Genomic DNA, 20,259 nt, shown 5'->3' on the forward strand with positions numbered 1-20,259 from the left:
CGGTACTACGCAAGCGGAGCTAAGTTGTTCAGCTCGTTTTGGATCAGACAGTCGTTCACGATACCGAAGCCGAACAGCGCCAACACCAGATACAGGATGGCGCTGCTGTTGTCGGCCGCACCCGTTTGACGACGGCGGATTTCCGCAACTTTCTCGCCAGCCTTGTAATACCAGTAAATGCCGTAGATGCCACACGTAAGAATGGAGAACAGGATAACCATGCCACCCGAGGTGTCCTGCGGATGACCACTTGCCGTATTCAACTCATTCACCAGGCAATATATCCAGTATATGCCGTAGATGCCACATGTAATGATAGACAGCAGAATGCACACGGCAATGTTGCGGTTGACTGGCGGATACGGCCCCGTGGGTACCGCATAAGCCACAGACGGAATCGCAGTTGGCGGAACCTGATAGCCCGGCTGCCCATACGCTGCATAGGGCTGCCCGTAGCCGGCGGCGTCGTAAGGCTGTTGGTAACCCGGCTGTTCATAGGGTTGCTGATAACCCGAAGGTACTGCGTCTTGACCCGGCTGCGACATCATAGGCTGAACCACAGGCATAGGCTGACCCACTGATGGCTCATTAGTTTGCGCACCTGATAAAGATGCGCCGCATCCTACACAGTACATAGCTTCTTGAGTGTTCTCACGTCCGCAATGGGGGCACAGCATGGCCAATCTCCTATCATGTCTTCGCCTTCAGCTCGGTTATTCTTCTTGACGCCACATTCTTTTGAAAAGCAACACAGCCTTCCCGAACCGAAAGCAATGATAGCGCACACCCCGGTCACAACCGCGCCGAAACGCACCCGTTACGAATCTGATACAAAAGGAAGGTTGTGTAATTCCGTCGACCCAAAAGCCACGGAACAAGTCCCTTCAATACAGTGATATCTCTGTTTAGCTTACTGACATTGGGCCGGCCCACCGTGCGCGCCGTCATACGAACGAACGTCGTTCAGGTAGTCAAGGAAGCGCTTCGTTGCCAGCGACAAGGTTTGCTTCTGCCGCTTCACCAGACATATATTGCGAAACACCGGGTTTTCCAGCGGACGAATTACGATGTCGTACGGCATTCGGCGCAGCACTAAATCGGGCTGAATGCCCACACACAAACCACTTTCCACCATGCTCATCATCGACAGGTCGTCCCACGTGGTAACCAGCGTGTTCGGTGTGAAGCCCGCCTCATCGAACGCTTTCTTGTACAGCGCTTGATCACCCTTCTCGGTGAGCGCGAACAGTTCGTTGCGCAGCTCATTAATAGGCACACGGGAACGCGAGGTCAGACGATGCCCGCGCGGCAGCAGCACCTTAAGCTCGTCTTCCTGGAGAAACTCAGACGTTAAACCCGGCCGCGTCGACTCGCGGGATATGGCGCATTCAACGCGACCTTGCTCCACCTTGTCTTCGAGTTCTTCATAGTCGCCCACCACAAACTCGAATCGTACGCGTGGATACTCTTCCTGAAAACGCTTGATAACCTGGGGAAACCAATGCGTTGCGATGCTGGACATGGTACCAATGCGCACCAAGCCCGTATGTAGGCCATTCAAATCGTCAACTTGCATCTGCAGCTTGCGATGCTCTTCACATACACTCAGCACATACGGAAGCAGTTCCTCGCCATCGGAGGTGAGGCGAACACCCGACCGATCGCGTTCGAGCAACGTCACCTTCCATTCGCTTTCAAGGTCGCTGATCATACGACTTATGCCCGACTGCGAATACGACAGTATTTCGGCTGCCTTCGTGAAGCTGCCGTAACGTACGGTTTCTGCAAACGCGAGATACTTTTGGATGTTGGTATCCATGGACTATTCCCCTCCCCCGCGCACATCGCTCGCGGCGCGTGCCGCCAGGCCGCCTGCCGCCGCTTCGTTTGCCGCCGCGTCGACCCCAAACCGGTCGCAGTTGCGGTACGGCAGGTACTCTAAAAACTTTCGAGTAGCCACCGATGCCGCATCGAGGCTTTTCAGAATGACGCCCACGTCGCGGCTGCGCGCATGCGCAAGTGGCCGCATGACAATACGGAAAGCCTTTCGCCGCGTGCACATCTCGGGCATAATACTCACACCCAGCCCGCGCTCGACCATGGCCAATGCGGCGTCGTCGATCCAGCCGGCAGCAATGGTGTTGGGCGTAAGCCCCCACCGCTCGATCGCCTTTGACACCACGTCGTTCTCTTCCTTGTCACCGAATCGCTCAGGCAAGATGAACGGGTATTCGAGCAATTCTTCGGGTGGCACCTCATCGAGTTCAGCGAGCGGGTGTCCTTCCGGCAGCACCGCCACCCACCCTTCGCTTTCCAGCGGTATCTCGTGAAAGCGACCCGACGCAGGCAGGCGCAAAAACGCGCAGTCGAGGGTTCCCTCGCGCACCTTCGTTTCGAGCTCGCCGTAGTCACCCTGCACGACCTCGTAGCGAATGCCCGGGTAGTCGGCGCGAAATGCCCCTATGATGTTGGGAAGCCACACAGTTGACAACACCGACGTGGCCCCAATGCGAATGAGACCCGTGTCGATGCCGCGCACCTGATCGATATGCATGCACAGATCGTCGTACATCCGGCACATCTTCTGCATAGGACCGAGCAGCTCTTCGCCGTCGGAAGTAAGACGCACGCCCGCGCGATCGCGATCGAGCAGTACCACGCCACATTCGCGCTCGAGCTCACCGACCATGCGACTGATACCCGATTGCGAGTACGACAGCAGTTCGGCCGCCTTCGTGAAGCTGCCGTAACGCGCCGTCTCCACGAACGCCCTGCATTTCTGCACGCTCACTTCCATGCCGCGATTCCCTGCCTTTCAACGCGTTTCTTACACCCTGCGGGCTACGCGTTTATGCTACAGGATGATCGCCACCACGAACAGAGCAAAGCACGCCACGATCATGATGAAATCAGCTAAAGCAAATGCGTGCTTCTTCCAGGCACTCGTACGCGTGCGCAGGTTGAACCCGCGCAGCTCGGCCGCCACAGCAATGGCGTCAGTACGCTTCACCGACGATATGAGCAGCGGCACGCACAACGGCACCATGAGCGCAATTCGCTTCACCACGTTGCCCGTGTCAAACCGCACACCACGCGCCTTCTGAGCCTCCATGATGGCCGACATCTCATCCATGAACACGGGAATGAAGCGAATTGCGGTGGTAACGGTGAACGCATACTTATACGGCAGGTGCCATTTCCCCACCAGCTCGTTGGTAAGGTCGTTGATCTGGGTGGTCATAAACGCAATGGACAGCGGCAACACCATGCACACCACTTTGAGCACCACGAGCACACCGCTGAGCAGGCCCTCGTCGGTAATCATGAACCACCCCGCCTGGACAAGCGGGGTGCCCGTACGTACGCACAACACCTGCAGCACCAGCACGATAAGCGCAAGCGAGCCAAGCGCGGTAACTAGCTTCGCACAGGGTTTGAAGCAGCCACAGATTGCCGCCACGATAAGCTGTGCCACAATGAGCGCCAGCACGTATGCGTGATTACCGCAAACGGCTGCACCCACGCACACCGCAAACGCTGCAACCAACTTGGTGAGCGGATGCATCCGATGGAGAAAACTCTCGCCTGGAATGTAGGAAAACACGCTATCCATACTACTCACCTGCCTTGCATTCGAATGTTTCGCCAGATGAGGCAACAGCTTCGCCACCGGCGAGCGTGGCGATGGCGCTCGCCAACTCGTCGGCACAGAACTTGCCGCCAAGCTGCGGATAATCCTTCGCCAGCTGCGTTGACAGCTCGCAGATCTGCGGCGGAATCAGCGAAGCACGCTGTAAGGTATCGCGCTCGGAGAACACATCGCGCGGCGTACCATCGAGCAGCACACGACCTTCCGCAAGCACGATTGCTCGGCTGGCGAAATCGAGTACCACTTCCATGTCGTGACACACCATGACCACCGTGGCACCCGCTTCGTTCATGCGCTTAATATGGGTCATCATCTCCATGCACTCGCTGTAGTCAAACCCAGTGGTGGGCTCGTCGAGCAGCAGCACACAGGGATCAACCGCGATCAGACCCGCCAAAGCAACGGCTTGGCGCTGACCACGCGACAGGTTGAACGGATCGGCGTCTCCATCAAGGTGCAACAGCTCGAGCACCTCGTCGGCGCGCGCTTTCTGCTGCTCTGCCGTACCACACTGCAGCGCGCGCAAACCAAACAGCACTTCGTCGTAAACGGTGTTCTGGCAGATCTGCCGGTCGGGGTTTTGAAACAGAAAGCCCACATGGCGCGCAATATCGCTCACCTTCGCCTCGGCAGTGTCGAGACCGCATACCCGCACGTGCCCAGAAGCTGGAGCAAGTAGCCCGTCGGCAAGGCGCAGTATGGTCGATTTGCCGGTCCCGTTTGGCCCGAGCACAGCTACAAACTCGCCCGGCTGTATGCGGAAGCTGATACCACGCAGCACCTCGGCTTCTGCATATCCGAAGTGCACGTCGGAGAATTCGATGACAGGTTTTTGGTCTGCACCTTCGATGCTAGGCGCGCAGACACCGGCAAGCGAACAGGATGATTCTACGGATTCCTCGGCCACCTGTGTCCGCACGGCGGGCGCGGCTTTCTTCTCGAATAGGCTCACGACAGCACCTCCTTCACGTAACTGCAAGCGTCGGCGACCGTTGCCACCACGCGTCCGTCACCAACGCCGCGTTCGGTCATGCGGTCGCACAGTGTCGCCACGCGAGGGCAGTTGATACCAATTCGCTCCATATCCTTATAGCGGCGCAGCACGTCGGCAACTGTCCCTTCAAGCACGATGCGACCTTTGTCCATAACCGCGATGCGCGCTGCGTACTCACACAGCAACATAACCTTCTGTTCGACGACGACAACCGTCACGCCGTGCTGGTTAAGCTCGCGCAGCACGTCGAAAATCTGCCGACTTGACACCGGATCGAGCTCACCAGTAGGCTCATCGAGCAAGATAACATCGGGTCTTAAAGCAAGAATTGCTGCAATGGCAACCTTTTGCTTCTGCCCACCGGAAAGCGTCGCGATGCGCCGATTGCGCAGGTCGGGAATACCCACCGCTTCGAGCGCCTGCAACATGCGACCTTCTATTTGGTCGTGTGGCACACCGAAGTTTTCAAGTCCAAACAGCAGCTCATCTTCGACCACGGCAGCCACCATTTGGCTGTCAATATCTTGACTCACCGTGCCGATGACAAGCGACAGATCGGAAAGCTGTGCGTCGAACGTATCAACGCCGTCCACTTCGACCGATCCGAAGTAGTCACCATGATAATGATGCGGAATAAGCCCGTTGATAGCTGATGTCAGTGTGGTCTTGCCCGCACCACTTTCCCCAATGATTCCGAGGAAGTCGCCTTTTTTTACATGAAGTGTCACATCTTTGAGCGCCGGCGCGCTTCCATGCTCATACGTGAACGACAAGTTGTTTACCTTGATCACGCGCTTCCCTTTCCCAACGTCGGAGCCGATTGTCGTAAGACTACTGGCGCTTCAATGCGCGCAGCAACGGAATGATAAGAATTTGCACCAAAACGGTGTTGATGACGGCGGTAATCACCACAATGGGAGCGAACTGAATCAGACCAGCCATAACGTCCATACTCTTTACTACCACCACGATGGCCGAGAATACGCTACCTGACACGAACGTACCCAAAAACGTACCCACAGCAGGGCGGAAGTCAAACGACTTCGGCGTTGGCAAACCCGCAATAGCACCGATGACGATGCCGCCGAGCAACTCTGACACAAAGTTTACGAACGGTGTGCCACACAGAAGCGGAATCTGGCAGATGGCGGCGGCAAGCAAGCCGATGATGGCACCGTACATGGCTCCCTGACCTGGGTTGCTCGGACGAATGAGCAGCACCGCCAAGCAGTACGACGCAATAACGAAGTTCGGCTTCACGCCACCCTGAAACATCATGCCCACCACAAGCTTCAGAACCGCACCAGCCGCAAGCAGCACCGCCACTAACACCAGATCGCTGATGTCTAAGCCCTTCTTCTTGCCAGTGTTTTTCATCTCTCGCTTTTGCGCAACGTTTTCCATAGTTTCCACCTTTCCCTTCTGGCCGCTTACAGCGCTTCCCGCGCAGCTTCGCCCATCGTTCTGCCCACAAAAAAAGACCTGTCCTTCGCTTCCAAAGGACAGGTCTTCAAACCTGCGGTGCCACCTTTGCTTGACCCTTTCGGGCCCTCTCATGAGCGAGCCATCACCCGCTCTGCCTTTAACGCAGGCTCACGGTCCAGATACTCAGCCGGAACCGCTCCGCAACGCGCTTGGAGGCTCCAACTTTTCCCCTTTCCCTCGGCGATCCATTTGCCATCCAGCATTTCTGCGGGAATCTCAGCTGCACCCGCTCTCTGTGAGCGCTTATGATGGTTTAACCTTCGCCTCATCGGTTTCAAAGGTATTAAGTTGTGGCCGAAACTCTAACACAGCAAAACGAGCCGCGCAAGGTACTTTTTCTAGCGCTTTTTCTAGCGAGCTGCAGCCAGCAGTTCACGAGCGTGGGCAAGCGAGACGTCGGTTGCTTCGCCTGAAAGCATGCGGGCTATTTCGGCTGGCCGTTCGTCAACGCCAAGGCAGCACAGGTCGGTTTCGGGAAGACCATCGGCTCCTTCAATCTTGCGAACCACGTAATGGGTATCACCCCGTACCGCGACCTGAGCAAGATGCGTGACCACAATCACCTGATGCGTGCGCGCCAGATCAGCCAGCACGTCAGCAAGTGCGACAGCGGTTGAGCCGCCCACACCGGCATCAACTTCATCGAATACGAGCGTGTCAACCTCGTCGCGATCGCCGAGCACCACCTTTACAGCCAGCATCACGCGACTCACCTCGCCACCCGACGCAATGCGCGCAAGTGGACGGGCCTGCATGCCGTCACCTGGGCGAAACAGGAACTCAACGGAATGCGCACCTGCACGTGTCCACTGCTCACGAGGCAGCGGCGACACATCGCATACGAGCTGCGAGCCACCCATCTCCAAACGAGCCATCTGTGCCGTAACGGCGCGGGCGAAACGCGGGGCTGCTTCCGTCCGCACATCACCAAGCACCGCAGCCGCACATGCAAGCTCGGATTCGGCCTGATCAAGCGCCGCACGGGCAGCGCGTTCACGCTCGGAAGCGTCGTCCACAAGAGATACCACCTCAGCCGCGCGCTCCCATGCATCAATCACATCCTCCATGCGCGGCCCGTACGCGCGCAGCAAGCCTTGCAACTCAGACATACGCTCCTGCTGTGCGCGAAGCTGCGCTTCATCAAACTCGATGTCATCGCGATAGGCGCGTGCGTCGCGCGCTACGTCTTCAAGCACGTAGCCCGCCTCGCGAAGTGACTCAGCATACGCGGCCAGTGATTCGTCATAGCACGACGCCTGATCAAGTGCAGCCACAGCGGCATTCAGCCCGTCAAGTGCGCCCCCTTCGCCTGCGAGCGACTCATGCGCCGCATTCGCGGCAACCGCCAAGGTTTCGGCGTGCTCCGCCTTGCTAAGCGATGTGGCAAGCGCGTCGTATTCCCCTGCTTCGGGGCGAACAGCTTCCATACGTTTCAGCACAAAACGCGCCTCATCGAGTTTTGCTGACGAAGATTCTCGGGCCTCAAGCACGCGGGCAAGGTTTGCCGCTGCATGCTCCGCCTGAGAAAACGCCTCAGCGTACGCCTGTCTTGCCGTCGCAACCTCGTCACCCGCCCATGCGTCGAGCAAGCGAAGGTGCGATGCAGACTTCATGAGTTGCTGGTGCTCATGCTGGCCGCATAAATCGATACGCGGGGCAATACAGCGCGCAAGCTCACCAACACTCGCCATATGTCCGTCAATGCTCACGCGAGAACGACCATCCGCAGTCACGCTGCGTACGGCAACAAGCTCCACGGAATCAGACGCATCGGGGCCAACATATTCAAGAAGACTCTCACGAGCAACTTCGACAGGTTCGCCGCCAAAACCCTCAGGGTCGGCAGCCACTGCGCCGACAGCAGGCACATGCGCAGACTCCTCAAACGAAGCAGAATCTCCCGGTTGAGCGTTGAAATAGAATCGCCCGCTCACCCGCAGCGCGCTTTCACCATCGCGCACTGCGTCTTTGTCGGCACGCGCACCCATGAGCAGCTTACATGCCGACAACAGCGCCGTCTTGCCCGCACCTGTTTCACCCGTGACTACTGTCATACCACGCGCCGGACACAACGCCGCCGAGCGGATAAGCGCGAGGTTTTCCACCTGAATCTCATCGATCACGTTAACCCTCCCAGCTTCTCAATGCAGCATTGCCTCGTGCCGTAAGGCGATACCGCTGGTTTTTACTCTTCGGCTTGTCGGGAATCTCAAGCTCGATCAGGCCTTTTTTCAACGCCGGAACAATGTAGCGTTCGCGCAGGTTTTTTCTATCTGAAAGACCAAGTGCCGCAAGCAGGCTATTGCGACCCAGAGGACCTCCCGCAAGTGCTGCCACAATGGCTGAATCATACGAAGACAAGCTCTGAGCGAAGGTTTCTTGGGGGGTCTGGGATCCTTCTTGGGGGGTCTGGGATCCTTCTTGGGGGGTCTGGGATCCTTCTTGGGGGGTCTGGGATCCTTCTTGGGGGGTCTGGGGCTTTTCCTCTAAGATGTTCTCAAAGAGCGGATTCCGATGGAACACAAGTTTTGTACCTTCAGCAACTCGAACGTACTCGACACGAATGCCTGCTTCGTCACAGAGCTCTTTGATGCGAGGGATTCCCGACCCATACGCCTCAATGTCCCCAGAACGGTAGAGTGTTTTCGTAATCAGGCCATTCCTGGTTTTCGACGACACGCTTGCACCACTCAAGTGATCGTTGGGATCTTGTCCATCAATAAACCAGCCTGGGCTGATTATCTCAACCGAATCATAATAAATATCGACAACAACACTTCCGCCATCAAACCAATCTCTATGTGCATATGCGTTCATCAACGCCTCATGGACAGCTTTTCGAGGAATCTCCGGTACATCTTCGCGAGGTTTTCCCCCTTTAATCACAAGACGACGACGCGTATTGTTCATAATGTAAATCTCCGCCTTGCGAACTAAATCGAACACAAGCCCTTCTTCTTGCTGAAGATCGAGGATCTCCGTTCGCGTATGCGATTCTAAAATACCCATTTTCAAATCGATTCGACCTGACGGGCAGAAAAGGGCAGCACCCGCATTCAGAAGCCGACCATCTTCTAGAAGCCCTAAGCGCTCGAGCACCTTTGTCGCATCATCATATTCCTCAACAATGCGACCTTTATCATTGCCGCGCTTCACGAACGCACGTAATGCCATCTGGTCAACGTCATTAGCATTCTTGTCGGAGACCCGCTCATCCCATGGATGCCTTCGTAATCCTGCTTTGGCAGAACGCAGACGAACTTCTTCAGGGGACATCAAAACGTCCTCGTCAGCTACGCGAATTCGATAACGTCCATCACATGCATACGGACCGTCGTCCCCCGCAAAGCTAACTCGAACATACTCGAGACCATCATCAGTTGTTTCTCTGACGATCAGAGGATATACAGTCGGTCGAATGTAGTTCCCAACCGCTTGACTGATAGCGCGCAGTGTCGAATCGGAAACCTGCTGGCCACATACTTCTCCATTGTTCCTTACGCCGAAGTAAAGCGTCCCCGATCCATGCTTGGTAAGGATTGCAGCAAGAGAAGCCATACCCTCTTTGAGCTCGGCTGTTGATTTTTTGAATTCAATAAACTCTGTTTCGCGTCCCAGATTCATAGCATCACTTCTTCGACGGAATAGCATGAGTTCGCATATTATCTCATAGTGCCTAATAGTATTTGGGGAAACGTATCTCCACAGACAGGTATCTCACCCATCTCGCCCGAACAACATCGTCGCGTAGTAATGGAAGCTGCCGAGCAACACGTGTCTGTCAACCGGCCGCTAGCCGTAAATACCCATCTTGACCAGGTTGTTTTACTATACGAGGATTCGTGTAAGGTTTTTTCGGATTTTCGCAAGGCTTGCGTTAGAAAAGCGCCGGTGTTTTGTTTGGTGATCATTAGAAGCAACAAGCTATAAAGGCGCATTTATGAGACTAAAGCAAAGCATCTTCTTGATAGCATGCATTCTGTTGTCTTTCAATTTGATATTGTATTTGATATTATCTAAAGATAAGGGGTGCGCCGCCGTACCAGGCGAAACAGCTGCTGACCGCAGTCGAGAGGATGGAGTCGCATCATGGCTAATGCGCAGGAGTACACGTACCGGGTGTTCTGGTCAGAAGAAGACGGTGCGTTTGTTGCAACGGTCGCCGAGTTTCCGAGCCTGTCTTGCGTCGAAGATACGCAAGACCAGGCCTTCTTTGGCATGGTTGGACTCGTGCACAACGTTTTGGTTGATATGAAGGAACAGGGCGAAGAACCGCCCCGCCCACTGGGTTCGAAGCGCTACACGGGGCGTTATCCGCTGCGCATGTCACCTGAGCAACATCGTCGCGTAGCGATGGAAGCTGCCGAGCAGCACGTATCCGTCAACCAGTTGCTCGTGTCACGGATATAAGGAAACACCGATCATAGGGGATTATCAGATGAAGAATGAACGTATTCTTTTTTCCCGACAGATGCTTAGTGTGATGGTAGACCATGTTCGAATCACTACTGCGGCTTTAAAGGAGAACTTCGGTCTCTCGTACAATGACTTCGCTCTTCTCTATACGTTACAGGGAATTGATAGGCCTGTTGACACTCAGTCAATTGCTCGGTATCTACTTCTTCAGCAGAAAACAGTTTCTTTGGCGTTGCGCCGTCTTGAAGACAAAGGATCAGTAATGCGCAGCAGAGGTTTTGACGATCGGCGTGAGTCGTTCTTCTGTTTGACACATGGTGGCGTTCAACAGGTAAATGATGCTTACCGCTTTGTGGAAAAACTTCTCGTTGAGACTTTTCTAGAGACAATAGATAGCGATTTGTTTGAGGAACCAAAGCAGGCAATGAAAGAGAATGTGGTGATGCTACGAGGGTTTAACGTGCCTGCATTTGACAACAGGCAAAACAGGAAGGCTCTTTTCGATGTCGAGCACTTTCTCTTTTGGCGGTATTTTACGGAAAGAGCTTCAGAAATAGTTCAGAGAGAAGGCGCAATGACACTCACGGATTATCGAGTACTCGTCTCGCTTTGTGAGCTCGGCAAGGCTACTTCAGGAGATCTGGCTGACTTATTGAATATATCAAAAGCAAGCATGTCTCAGGCGAAAATGAACTTATATGAGAGGGGGCTTATGATAGAGCTTCCCGATGACGATGATGGACGCAGAGGCGTTCTCCGTCCGACAAGAGAAGGTCAAATTAAAGCCGGACATGTTTTCTTTGAACTCACCCAAATGACACAAAGAAGCCATCTGGCCTTATCTGATGAAGCTGTTATTCTCATCAACGAGTACTATCTGAAGATGTATTCAACCTTTCATAAAAGGCGAATTGAGCCGCAGGGCTAAACAAGTTACAGCGATGGAGTAAAACAACGCCGTTGGGAACAGCGGATAGTGTGCTTATCGTCTTATCGAAATAACCATAGATCGAACAAAACTCCTTTTCTAGAATTCGCCCCAAGGCAATAAGGCCTTAAGGAAGGGAGTTTATCATGGTGTTTCAGGCTGGCAAAATGAGACCAGAGTCTCTCATGCATGTATCTCGTCGTAGCTTTCTGACGGGTGCTGCGGCCCTCGGAATCGTTGCTGCGGGAAGCCTGTCGGGGTGTACTGCAGGTGGGGGATCTGCGAGCGATACCAATTCGTCAGATTCAGCTAACGAGGATCAAGCGGCAGAAGTGAGTGCCCCAACTACAATTGATGAAACTATTGACGTGGATGTCGTGGTTGTTGGAGCGGGTATTTCCGGACTATCTGCTGCTGTTCAAGCTTCTGAAAATGGACTCAAGACCCTTGTTCTCGAAAAGGGCTCAGAGGCAGGCGGTAATGGGGTTGGTACTGAAGGTATTTTCGGTGTAGATTCGGCGATTCAGAAGGATCTTGGCATTGAAATAGAGCCTGCCGACATCATTCGCACCGAGCTGGAAGAGTCTCAATGGCGATCGAGTGGAGCTCTCTGGTACGACCTTGTTAGTAACTCTGCAGATAATATCGAGTGGCTTAAAACCAATGGGGTTGAGTTTAGCGGAGTTGTTGATAATTATCACACAGGTCTCTACGAGACCATGCACTGGTGGAAGGGTGATGCTGGAGCTGTGGGCTATGTGCCGCAGATGCAAACAGCAGCTGAAAAAAACGGTGCAGAGTTCCGTTTTTCTACTCCTGCCACCGCACTGATCTTCGAGGAGGATACTGCCAAGGGTGTATTTGCACAAGACGAAGAAGGCAAGAATATCCAGGTGAATGCAAAAGCTGTTATTCTCTGCTCCGGTGGTATTGGCGCGAACGCCGAATTGCTCCCTCTCACCGGGATGCCTCAGTCGATGATTGAGGAAATGCAGGTCATGTGCGTTCCTACCGTTTCTGGTGATGGATACAATATGGCCCGGTCGGCAGGTTGTAAGAGCAATCTAAATAACGCATCCATACAGGCATTCTGCGCTATCGAGGGATTTCCTAATGATACAGAGCCGCCGTATAGCCAGCTTGCATGCGGAATGGGGCTTGTGAATTGCGGTTTTGCGATGTGGGTCGATCAAGACGGAATGCGCTTTACCGATGAGTCTATTGGTGTGAACTTCAATGTTGCCACTCCGGCCGTTACTTGCATGGGAAATCGCGAGAGCTACGTACTTTTCACTCAGGAGTTCGTGGATACTCTTGCAGCGAATCCCGACGACAAGGAATACTTGGATAGCGCTATGGCTGCTACGCTCGGTAAGTCAGTGTTTGAAGCCGAGACCATCGAAGAGCTAGCCGATATGTGTAGCCTACCTAAAGACAACCTATCTGAAGCGCTAAACATGTACAACGGGTTTTGTGAACAGGGATTTGATGGGCAGTTTGGAAAGCCCGCAGAATTCTTAAAGACCCTTTCGTCTCCGCCTTATTATGCTGCAAAGATTTCGAGTCTTTTTATTGTTGTGGATGGTAGCATTGCAACAAACATTCGTGCTGAAGTGTTGAATGAAAACTCGATGCCTATCTCGGGTCTCTACGCTGCTGGTTTAGACGGAGCCATGCTCTGGCACAATATCTATACTCAGAATATGCCTGGTAGCTGTGTTGGGAACAATGTGCATACTGGTCGAGTTGCCGCCAACAGCGCCAAGGAGTATATCGGCTAGTGGATTAACATGCAGTGTTCCGAACTACGCCATGTGTACACACATAACGTAGTTCGGAACATGAAAAAGCGTCTTTCACGATTCGCTCTGTTGTGCTAGAAGCCCAAGTTTGACAGTTGCAAAGAGCCGTATTCGCCATTGAACAGCGGATACGGCTCTCATGCTGTTAGACTTTGCCGTAGTGAGATTACTCATCGACAGCAAACTCACTTACTTCTTTCGAACAATAATCTTCTCTCGAGCATCAAGCCGAAACCAACAGCGGATAGCGAACCGTTGGTTTCGGCTTTTGCGTTACAGTGCGAAGCGGGCGCGGGCTGATTTCGGTTTGCCGGCTTGTTCCTCTTGTTTGCGATGGCGTTCCATAAGGAACATCACGCAGTCGGTACGGTTGCACGCGCGCAATAGCTCAATCTGTCGGTCGAAGTTTTCGTCGTTGATAAAACCTGCCTCAAGCAGTGCAGCTACCATGTCGATGTTACCCTCGCGTGCTACGTACTGCAGCGCGTCACGCCCTTTGGCGCGCGCCTGCGACACGAGTGTCTGCTTGGTCGCAGGAGCAAGCCCTTCTGGATGCGCCAACCGATGAAGCAGCGCGCCCAGCCGATCAGGAATATTCTTGCCCGACAGCAGCACCTGGTCGTAGCGGGCAAAATCGAACAGGGCACCTGTCGAAGAAGAACTATCGCCTGCGCCACGCACACCAACTTCGGCGCCTTCCCTCTGTGTGCACTCAATAAAGCAGCTGAGCAGCTGGTCGGCAGGCACATGCACAACAGCACCATTTGCTGCCAAGCGGCACACCGCATACTCGAAGCATCCCTCACCCACCGATTCGACGCTGGCAGGAATAAGTACCGGGGGCTCTAACGTACGCGAGCGGAAGCTGTGGGCCCCAATGCTGCGCACTCCGTCGGACAGCGTGAGGCGCTTCGTGCCCAAACACGCATTTTCTTGCTCGATAACCTTCACGCTCGAGGGAATGACCAGCGTTTCGGGAGCAGTCGGCAGCGCGCGCACACCAATGCGAACAAGCGGACGACTCTCAATCTCGCGCGGCAACACCAGCGTCGTACGCGTTGACACAGCTGCACCACCAGAGCCTACGGTGCCCGACACTCGCTCACCTGCGGCACCAGCCGTCGATGCGTCCGAAGTGCCCGCACCACCCGCAGCGCCGCCCGCCTTCGCACCGCCACTCTTCCCGAACGCGAATGCTTGCGCCGCAAACCGCGCAGACGCCGACTTCGGAGCAGGCGGACCGGCAACGAGCACTGCTCCTTGCTCGTCGAAGTCGTACCAGCACCCATCATGCTCGACAACGTTTTCGCTAGCCAAACGAACGCCTCTGCTTTTGAGTTTTTCGCGGACTGTCGACGCAGGCGGGCACACCCACACGGCATCGCGCCACGCCTTCGAATCGACCTTCTCGAGCGTTTCCGGTGCCAGCACAAACAACGGCTCATCGCAACCCGCGCAGAACGCCGCCGAGCCTATACGGCGCACGCCTTCGGGAATGGCGCAGCGTTGCTCGTAGGGTGGCGCGAACAGCAGCAACGTCTCGCCGTCCTTCGAGTACAAGCTGCCGTCACGTGCGGCGTAAGCCGGATTGTGTTCGTCAACCGTGTACGTGCGGCTTACCAGGCGCGGGTGTACGCCGGCCATATCACACGCTTGGTCGCCACCAGTTTCTACGCTTGCCCCCAAGTGAACGTGACGGCACGACAGGGCCGCGAACGCATCGCCCCCAATGCGGCGCACCGTATGTGGCACCACGAGCAGCCGCACATCGACACCCTGTACCAAGCGGCGAACGAACGCCTCCTGCGCGATACGCACAATAGGCACGCCATCAACAGTAGCAGGCAGCACCACAATCAGGTTGTCGGTAGAGCCGAGCGCCTGAGCGTACCGGCGAATGTCGATACCCACCAGCACGTAGCCGTCGGTATCTTGTCGCACCGAGATAGCACCACGCAGGTCATCGTCGCCATCGAACACACGCCGCTTCACCACGGCGGCGGCCAACGCCTCGGAGTCGCCCTTCTCGCGTGCCTGTGCAATCAGTTTTTCGCGCAGGTCGTCGTCGATGAATTCCAAGCGACCCCATGCGAGCAGCCCTTCGTTGTATGCGTCGTCCTGCCCCTCGATGCGCAAGACCTTCGTCTCGATATCCTGATGCTTCGTCCAATCGTCGTACGGCAAAAGCTGCGGCGACCACACCTCACCTTCCACGGAATGCGCAGCGCGTTCGATACTCACCTGGTCAGCGTCAAGGTTCACTTGCAACGCACACAGCTCTTCAACCAAGTCGTCAATTGGTGTTGTTTTGTCGCAAAACACCAGCGAACTCGCTTGAACCATAACCACACCTCTTCCGTCGCTTTCATCCGACTGCATTCGGACCACATTCAAACCGCATTCGAACACAACAAAAAACTACACGCGTTCATTTACCGCCCATCCTGCGAATGCTACACTTCAATTGGCTGCGAAGGCAAGCGAACAACGTCTGCCTTCGCATATTTATCCCGTCAGCGTTAGGAGAGGCCGTGACTGCCGGATCTGTCGATGAGCTCGCGCGAGATGCGCTCGATCTCTCGAAGAACGCCCTACTTGTGAACTTACGGTTCATGAACTCGGCGTTCTCATTCCTGCACCCGCTCGCCATTCCGCACAGCACGTTCGCAACCGATGGCACCTATCTGCGCTACGACCCCGCAACCTTAGCGCGAACGTACGCCGACGAGCCGGAGCGTATCGCCCGCCTGCTGATGCATGTCACGCTACACAACGTGTTTTTGCATCCGTTTTCGGGCAGCGCGCTTGACCAGAACTGTTGGGATGTCGCCTGTGACATTGTGGTTGAGCACGCTATCACCGAACTTAACCTGCCCTCCGTGCACACCACGCGCTCGGAGCAACAAGCGGCCACGCTCGCACGCATTGCGGCGTCGGTGCCCCGCATGACCGCCGAAACCGTGTATCGCTGGCTAGTTGACCAGTCCCTTTCCGCCGATGAATTGGCCGAAATGCGCGCTCCGTTCTTCATGGACGACCACGATGTGTGGTATCGCCTGATCACCGCCGAAAGCACGAAAACCGACGGCAAGTCGGGCCTGCGCGAGGAAGGCTCGGGTGAGCGCGGGGCGGTTGCTACCTCGGCTGCGGAAAGCGGCACACTTTTCGACGTTCCCGAAGACGCCACACCACCTAAAAGCACGCACACCTCGCATCGTGCCAAGATCAAAGATGACATCGTGCAGAAAGAAGCGCCCGAGATTATGTCCCAGGCGATGGAGCGTCCCTTCGGCAACACCATCAACTTAGACCGATCGGCATTCCAATGGAAGGAAGCCGCCTATGAACTGGGCGTGCAGCTAGACTCTTATGCCAAACAGTGGGGTGTTTCGGGCTCAAATCTGTCCATGAACCTGCGCCACGTAACACGTGAGAAGCAGGATTACCGCGTATTTCTGCGCAAGTTCGCACGCATGGGTGAGCATATCCGCGTGAACAACGACGAGTTCGACTACGTGTACTACTGCTACGGCCTTTCCCGCTACGGCAACTTACCGCTCATCGAGCCACTCGAGTACACCGAGGAAAAGCGTATCCGCGACTTTGTTATAGCTATCGACACCTCGGCGTCCACGAAAGACGGACTCGTGCGAAAGTTCGTGGAGAAGACTTACACCATCCTATCCCAGGAAACCGGCTTCTTCACCGACATCAACGTCTACATCGTACAATGCGACGCTGCCATCACACACGTAGCACACTTAACAAACGTGGACGACTTGAACGATTACCTCGATGGCCTGCAGATACACGGCCTAGGCGGGACCGACTTCCGCCCGGTGTTCGAGTTCGTAGAGGCCGCTGTCGAACGAGGCGACCTTCCCAACCTAGGCGGGCTCATTTACTTCACCGACGGACAGGGAACCTTCCCCGCGCGAAAGCCCGACTTCGACGCCGCTTTCGTGTTTGTGGAAGAAACATCGGACGACGTTACTGTGCCCACGTGGGCCATGAAGGTGGTATTAGAAGAAACCGCGATCGTGGAGGATTAACAGATGGATATCCGTCAAGCAAAACAGCAGATCGAAAACGCCATGCAGGCGTATTTCTTAAAAGACGAGTTTGGCAACTACCGCCTGCCTACCCAACGGCAGCGCCCCGTGTTTTTGCTGGGCGCGCCCGGCATCGGCAAGACGGCCATCATGGAACAGATCGCGCAGAACTTGGAAGTTGGCTTCGTGTCGTATTCCATGACGCACCACACACGCCAAAGCGCCCTCGGCTTGCCCTTCATTGCGAAGAAGAGCTACGACGGTGTTGAATACGACGTGTCGGAATACACCATGAGCGAAATCATCGCCGCCGTGTATGACTCCATGGAGGCAACGGGGCGTCGCGAAGGCATTCTGTTCCTCGACGAGATCAACTGCGTGTCAGAAACACTCACGCCCGCCATGCTGCAGTTTTTGCAGTACAAAGTGTTCGGACGTCATCGCGTGCCGGATGGCTGGATTGTGGTAACCGCCGGCAACCCGCCCGAGTACAACCGCACCGTACACGACTTCGACATAGCCACGTGGGACCGCTTAAAGCGCATCGACGTGGAACCCGACTTCGGCGCATGGCGCGAATACGCTGTAGAAACCGGTGTGCACCCCGCCGTACTCACGTACCTTGACATCGAGCGCGACCATTTCTACCGCGTGTCGACCACTGTGGACGGTAAAACGTTCGTCACCGCGCGCGGCTGGGATGACTTGTCGTCGATGATGAAGCTCTATGAGGAACAGGGGTTGCCCGTAGACGAGCTGCTCATCGGGCAGTACGTGCAAGACCCCGAAATCGCCAAGCGCTTCTCGGTGTACTACGACCTGTTTACCAAATATCGCGCCGACTACCAGATCGACCGCGTGCTGACAGGAGACGCCGACGCGGCTATTGTCGACCGCGCGCAGGCGGCGGCCTTTGACGAGCGCGTGTCGCTCATGGGCCTGCTCGTGGACGCGCTGGGCGAAACGCTGCGCGACACCGTGACAGAAGACCGCGCGACTGCATTTGTACATAGCGAGCTGGCAGCTGTGAAGGAAGCGCTCGCGAGCGAGGGCGCGGGCGCGGACGGCGGAGCAGCCGCGGACGAAGCCGACCTGGGAGCGACTGATGCCACCGCACTCGTACGCGAGGCAACGGCACGCATTCAACGCACCATGCAGACTGAGCGCAAAGCGGGGTTGCTTTCCGACGAGCGCTATGTTTCCTACGAACGCGCGATCAATCTGTTCGACCGAGCGCTGCGTGGCGAAGGGGCAAACCCAGCAGCTGGCGTGCCCGTATGCTCGTTCGACGCGCTGCGTGCGCTGTTCGGTGAACAACTCGACGCGCTCGACGCGCGCATCGAGCGAACCTCAGCCGCACTTGACCACGCGTTCGCATTCGTGGAAGATGCGTTCGGCGATGGACACGAAATGCTCATTTTGGTAACCGACCTGTCGGCGAACAAGTACGGCATGGCGTTCATCAACGACCATGGCTGCGAGCGCTATTTCGCACACAACCGCGAGCTGCTGTTCTATGAGCGCGGTGCCGACCTTGCCGACCGTATCAATCGACTCGACCTGACCGCGAGCGAATCGTGAGGGCGCTTATCCAGCGCGTCACACGTGCAAGCGTTACAGTAGACGGACAGGTGGTGGGCTCGTGCGAGCGCGGCTACCTCATCTTCTTGGGCGTCGGACACGGCGATAGCGAGGAACAGGTAGAGCAGCTGTGGAGTAAGGTGTCCCGACTGCGCATTTTTGAAGACGAGAACGGGAAGATCAACCGATCACTTGCCGACATTGAAGGCGACGTGCTGGTAGTGTCGCAGTTCACGCTGTACGCCACCTGCAAGCGCGGCAACCGCCCCTCGTTTACGTGTGCCGCGCCGCCAGACGAGGCGCGCCGACTGTACGAAGCGTTCGCGGATCGTGCCCGACGTGATGTCGCGCGGGTGGAAACCGGCGAATTCGGCGCAATGATGAGCGTCGAGCTGGTAAACGACGGTCCTTTCACCATATGGCTGGACACCGATGAACTCTAAACGAAGGAACGTAAGCAGCCGAAAACCACCCACAAGCCGCAACCACGCACGCCAAGCGCGGCCCCACCTGATCGCGCTGGGCGCTGTTGTTCTCGCAGCATTAGCAATGGTGCTGGTAGCAGGCATGTCGTGCGTGCGATCATGCGGACGCGATGGAGCGAGCGTAGACGATGCCTTACGGACACAACCCTACGTGAGCCCTTACGATTGGAGTCAGATCGCCTGGGAAGGCGCATCGGGTGATCGAGCCGTGCTATACCGTGGCGGCGCGATCATTTCCGATACCGGTATCGACGTGTCGGAATTCAACGGTAACATCAACTGGGACGCTGTGGCAGCCGACGGCGTGTCGTTCGCATTCGTGCGCGTGGGCAACCGCGGCTACACTGAAGGCGCACTTTCGGCCGACGCCCGCTACGAGCAGAATCTCGACGGTGCCGCAGCCGCCGGGTTGCAGGTGGGAGCGTATTTCTTCTCACAAGCGACCACTATTGAAGAGGCGCGCGAAGAAGCTGACTTTTTGGTGCAGCTACTCAACAGCCGCACGCTTGATTTGCCCGTCGCGTTCGATCACGAAACGATTGTCGGCGCAGGCCGCGCAAACGACGTGAATGGCGACACGCTGGTTGCTATCGCCGAAGCGTTCTGCGAACGTGTCGAGAAGGCGGGTTACCACACACTCATCTACGGAAACGCGCACGACATGCAACGCTTGGGCTACGGGCTTGGCGGAGCGGCAGGCGGGCGCGAGGTTCTACAGGGCCGTCCCACCTGGTTCGCAGAATACGGTGTCGCGCAGCCCACCGCACGGTTCGACTTCACCATCTGGCAGTACAGCAATACCGGCACCGTAGCAGGCATAGATACGGCCGTCGACATGAACTTGCGCCTGCTGCAGTAGCAATACCT

17 protein-coding genes are annotated in these 20,259 nt (G+C 55.9%); 7 read left to right on the forward strand and 10 right to left on the reverse strand.

Annotated features, from left to right (window positions below):
* Positions 1 to 5: 5 nt before the first annotated feature.
* The 9 genes from G7Y44_RS07685 to G7Y44_RS07725 form a co-directional block, all read right to left on the reverse strand.
* Positions 6 to 677 carry a DUF4234 domain-containing protein gene (locus G7Y44_RS07685; RefSeq protein WP_165248816.1) on the reverse strand — a complete coding sequence of 224 codons (672 nt, stop codon included), beginning with the start codon at positions 675 to 677 and terminating at the stop codon, positions 6 to 8.
* A 233-nt stretch (positions 678 to 910) separates the two neighbouring features.
* Complete coding sequence (locus tag G7Y44_RS07690) at positions 911 to 1,819, reverse strand: LysR family transcriptional regulator (protein ID WP_165248818.1); 909 nt, start codon at positions 1,817 to 1,819, stop codon at positions 911 to 913.
* A gap of 3 nt (positions 1,820 to 1,822) precedes the next feature.
* On the reverse strand, positions 1,823 to 2,797 hold the full coding sequence (locus G7Y44_RS07695) for a LysR family transcriptional regulator (protein ID WP_165248820.1): 975 nt from the start codon (positions 2,795 to 2,797) through the stop codon (positions 1,823 to 1,825).
* 57 nt (positions 2,798 to 2,854) lie between these two features.
* Positions 2,855 to 3,613 carry an energy-coupling factor transporter transmembrane component T family protein gene (locus G7Y44_RS07700; protein ID WP_165248822.1) on the reverse strand — a complete coding sequence of 253 codons (759 nt, stop codon included), beginning with the start codon at positions 3,611 to 3,613 and terminating at the stop codon, positions 2,855 to 2,857.
* A 1-nt stretch (position 3,614) separates the two neighbouring features.
* Entirely contained in the window at positions 3,615 to 4,601 is a 987-nt protein-coding gene (locus tag G7Y44_RS07705; RefSeq protein ID WP_206214432.1) for an energy-coupling factor ABC transporter ATP-binding protein, read from the reverse strand.
* Positions 4,598 to 5,434 carry an energy-coupling factor ABC transporter ATP-binding protein gene (locus G7Y44_RS07710; RefSeq protein WP_165248824.1) on the reverse strand — a complete coding sequence of 279 codons (837 nt, stop codon included), beginning with the start codon at positions 5,432 to 5,434 and terminating at the stop codon, positions 4,598 to 4,600. Before G7Y44_RS07710 ends, G7Y44_RS07705 begins: the two co-directional genes overlap by 4 nt.
* Positions 5,435 to 5,474: 40 nt before the next feature.
* Positions 5,475 to 6,047, reverse strand: coding sequence for a hypothetical protein (locus G7Y44_RS07715; protein WP_165248826.1), 573 nt, complete (start codon positions 6,045 to 6,047; stop codon positions 5,475 to 5,477).
* A gap of 431 nt (positions 6,048 to 6,478) precedes the next feature.
* Positions 6,479 to 8,251: a DNA repair protein RecN gene (locus G7Y44_RS07720; RefSeq protein WP_165248828.1), complete on the reverse strand. Its 1,773-nt coding sequence runs from the start codon at positions 8,249 to 8,251 to the stop codon at positions 6,479 to 6,481.
* A 1-nt stretch (position 8,252) separates the two neighbouring features.
* Entirely contained in the window at positions 8,253 to 9,752 is a 1,500-nt protein-coding gene (locus tag G7Y44_RS07725) for a Fic family protein (RefSeq protein ID WP_165248830.1), read from the reverse strand.
* A 465-nt stretch (positions 9,753 to 10,217) separates the two neighbouring features.
* Between G7Y44_RS07725 and G7Y44_RS07735 the strand changes: the two genes are divergently transcribed.
* From G7Y44_RS07735 to G7Y44_RS07745, 3 genes are all read left to right on the forward strand, one after another.
* Entirely contained in the window at positions 10,218 to 10,538 is a 321-nt protein-coding gene (locus G7Y44_RS07735) for a type II toxin-antitoxin system HicB family antitoxin (RefSeq protein WP_165248834.1), read from the forward strand.
* A 28-nt stretch (positions 10,539 to 10,566) separates the two neighbouring features.
* Entirely contained in the window at positions 10,567 to 11,472 is a 906-nt protein-coding gene (locus G7Y44_RS07740) for a MarR family transcriptional regulator (protein ID WP_165248836.1), read from the forward strand.
* Between the two features lie 146 nt (positions 11,473 to 11,618).
* Positions 11,619 to 13,253, forward strand: a complete 1,635-nt coding sequence (locus tag G7Y44_RS07745) for an FAD-dependent oxidoreductase (RefSeq protein WP_165248838.1) — start codon at positions 11,619 to 11,621, stop codon at positions 13,251 to 13,253.
* Between the two features lie 294 nt (positions 13,254 to 13,547).
* Here G7Y44_RS07745 and G7Y44_RS07750 read toward each other — a convergent pair whose 3' ends face one another.
* Positions 13,548 to 15,617 carry a leucine-rich repeat protein gene (locus G7Y44_RS07750; RefSeq protein WP_165248840.1) on the reverse strand — a complete coding sequence of 690 codons (2,070 nt, stop codon included), beginning with the start codon at positions 15,615 to 15,617 and terminating at the stop codon, positions 13,548 to 13,550.
* A gap of 188 nt (positions 15,618 to 15,805) precedes the next feature.
* Between G7Y44_RS07750 and G7Y44_RS07755 the strand changes: the two genes are divergently transcribed.
* Genes G7Y44_RS07755 through G7Y44_RS07770 form a run of 4 tightly spaced genes read left to right on the forward strand, consistent with a single transcriptional unit; the run spans position 15,806 to position 20,251 of the window.
* The gene (locus G7Y44_RS07755; protein WP_165248842.1) at positions 15,806 to 17,326 is read left to right on the forward strand and encodes a vWA domain-containing protein; all 1,521 of its coding nucleotides are present in this window, start codon (positions 15,806 to 15,808) and stop codon (positions 17,324 to 17,326) included.
* A 3-nt stretch (positions 17,327 to 17,329) separates the two neighbouring features.
* Positions 17,330 to 18,907, forward strand: coding sequence for an ATP-binding protein (locus tag G7Y44_RS07760; protein ID WP_165248844.1), 1,578 nt, complete (start codon positions 17,330 to 17,332; stop codon positions 18,905 to 18,907).
* A complete protein-coding gene (dtd, locus tag G7Y44_RS07765) occupies positions 18,904 to 19,350 on the forward strand; it encodes a D-aminoacyl-tRNA deacylase (protein ID WP_165248846.1) in 447 nt (148 codons plus the stop codon). Before G7Y44_RS07760 ends, dtd begins: the two co-directional genes overlap by 4 nt.
* A complete protein-coding gene (locus G7Y44_RS07770; RefSeq protein WP_165248848.1) occupies positions 19,340 to 20,251 on the forward strand; it encodes a glycoside hydrolase family 25 protein in 912 nt (303 codons plus the stop codon). Before dtd ends, G7Y44_RS07770 begins: the two co-directional genes overlap by 11 nt.
* Positions 20,252 to 20,259 lie beyond the last annotated feature (8 nt).

This window comes from Adlercreutzia sp. ZJ141 (genome assembly GCF_011038965.1).
GTDB lineage: Bacteria > Actinomycetota > Coriobacteriia > Coriobacteriales > Eggerthellaceae > ZJ141.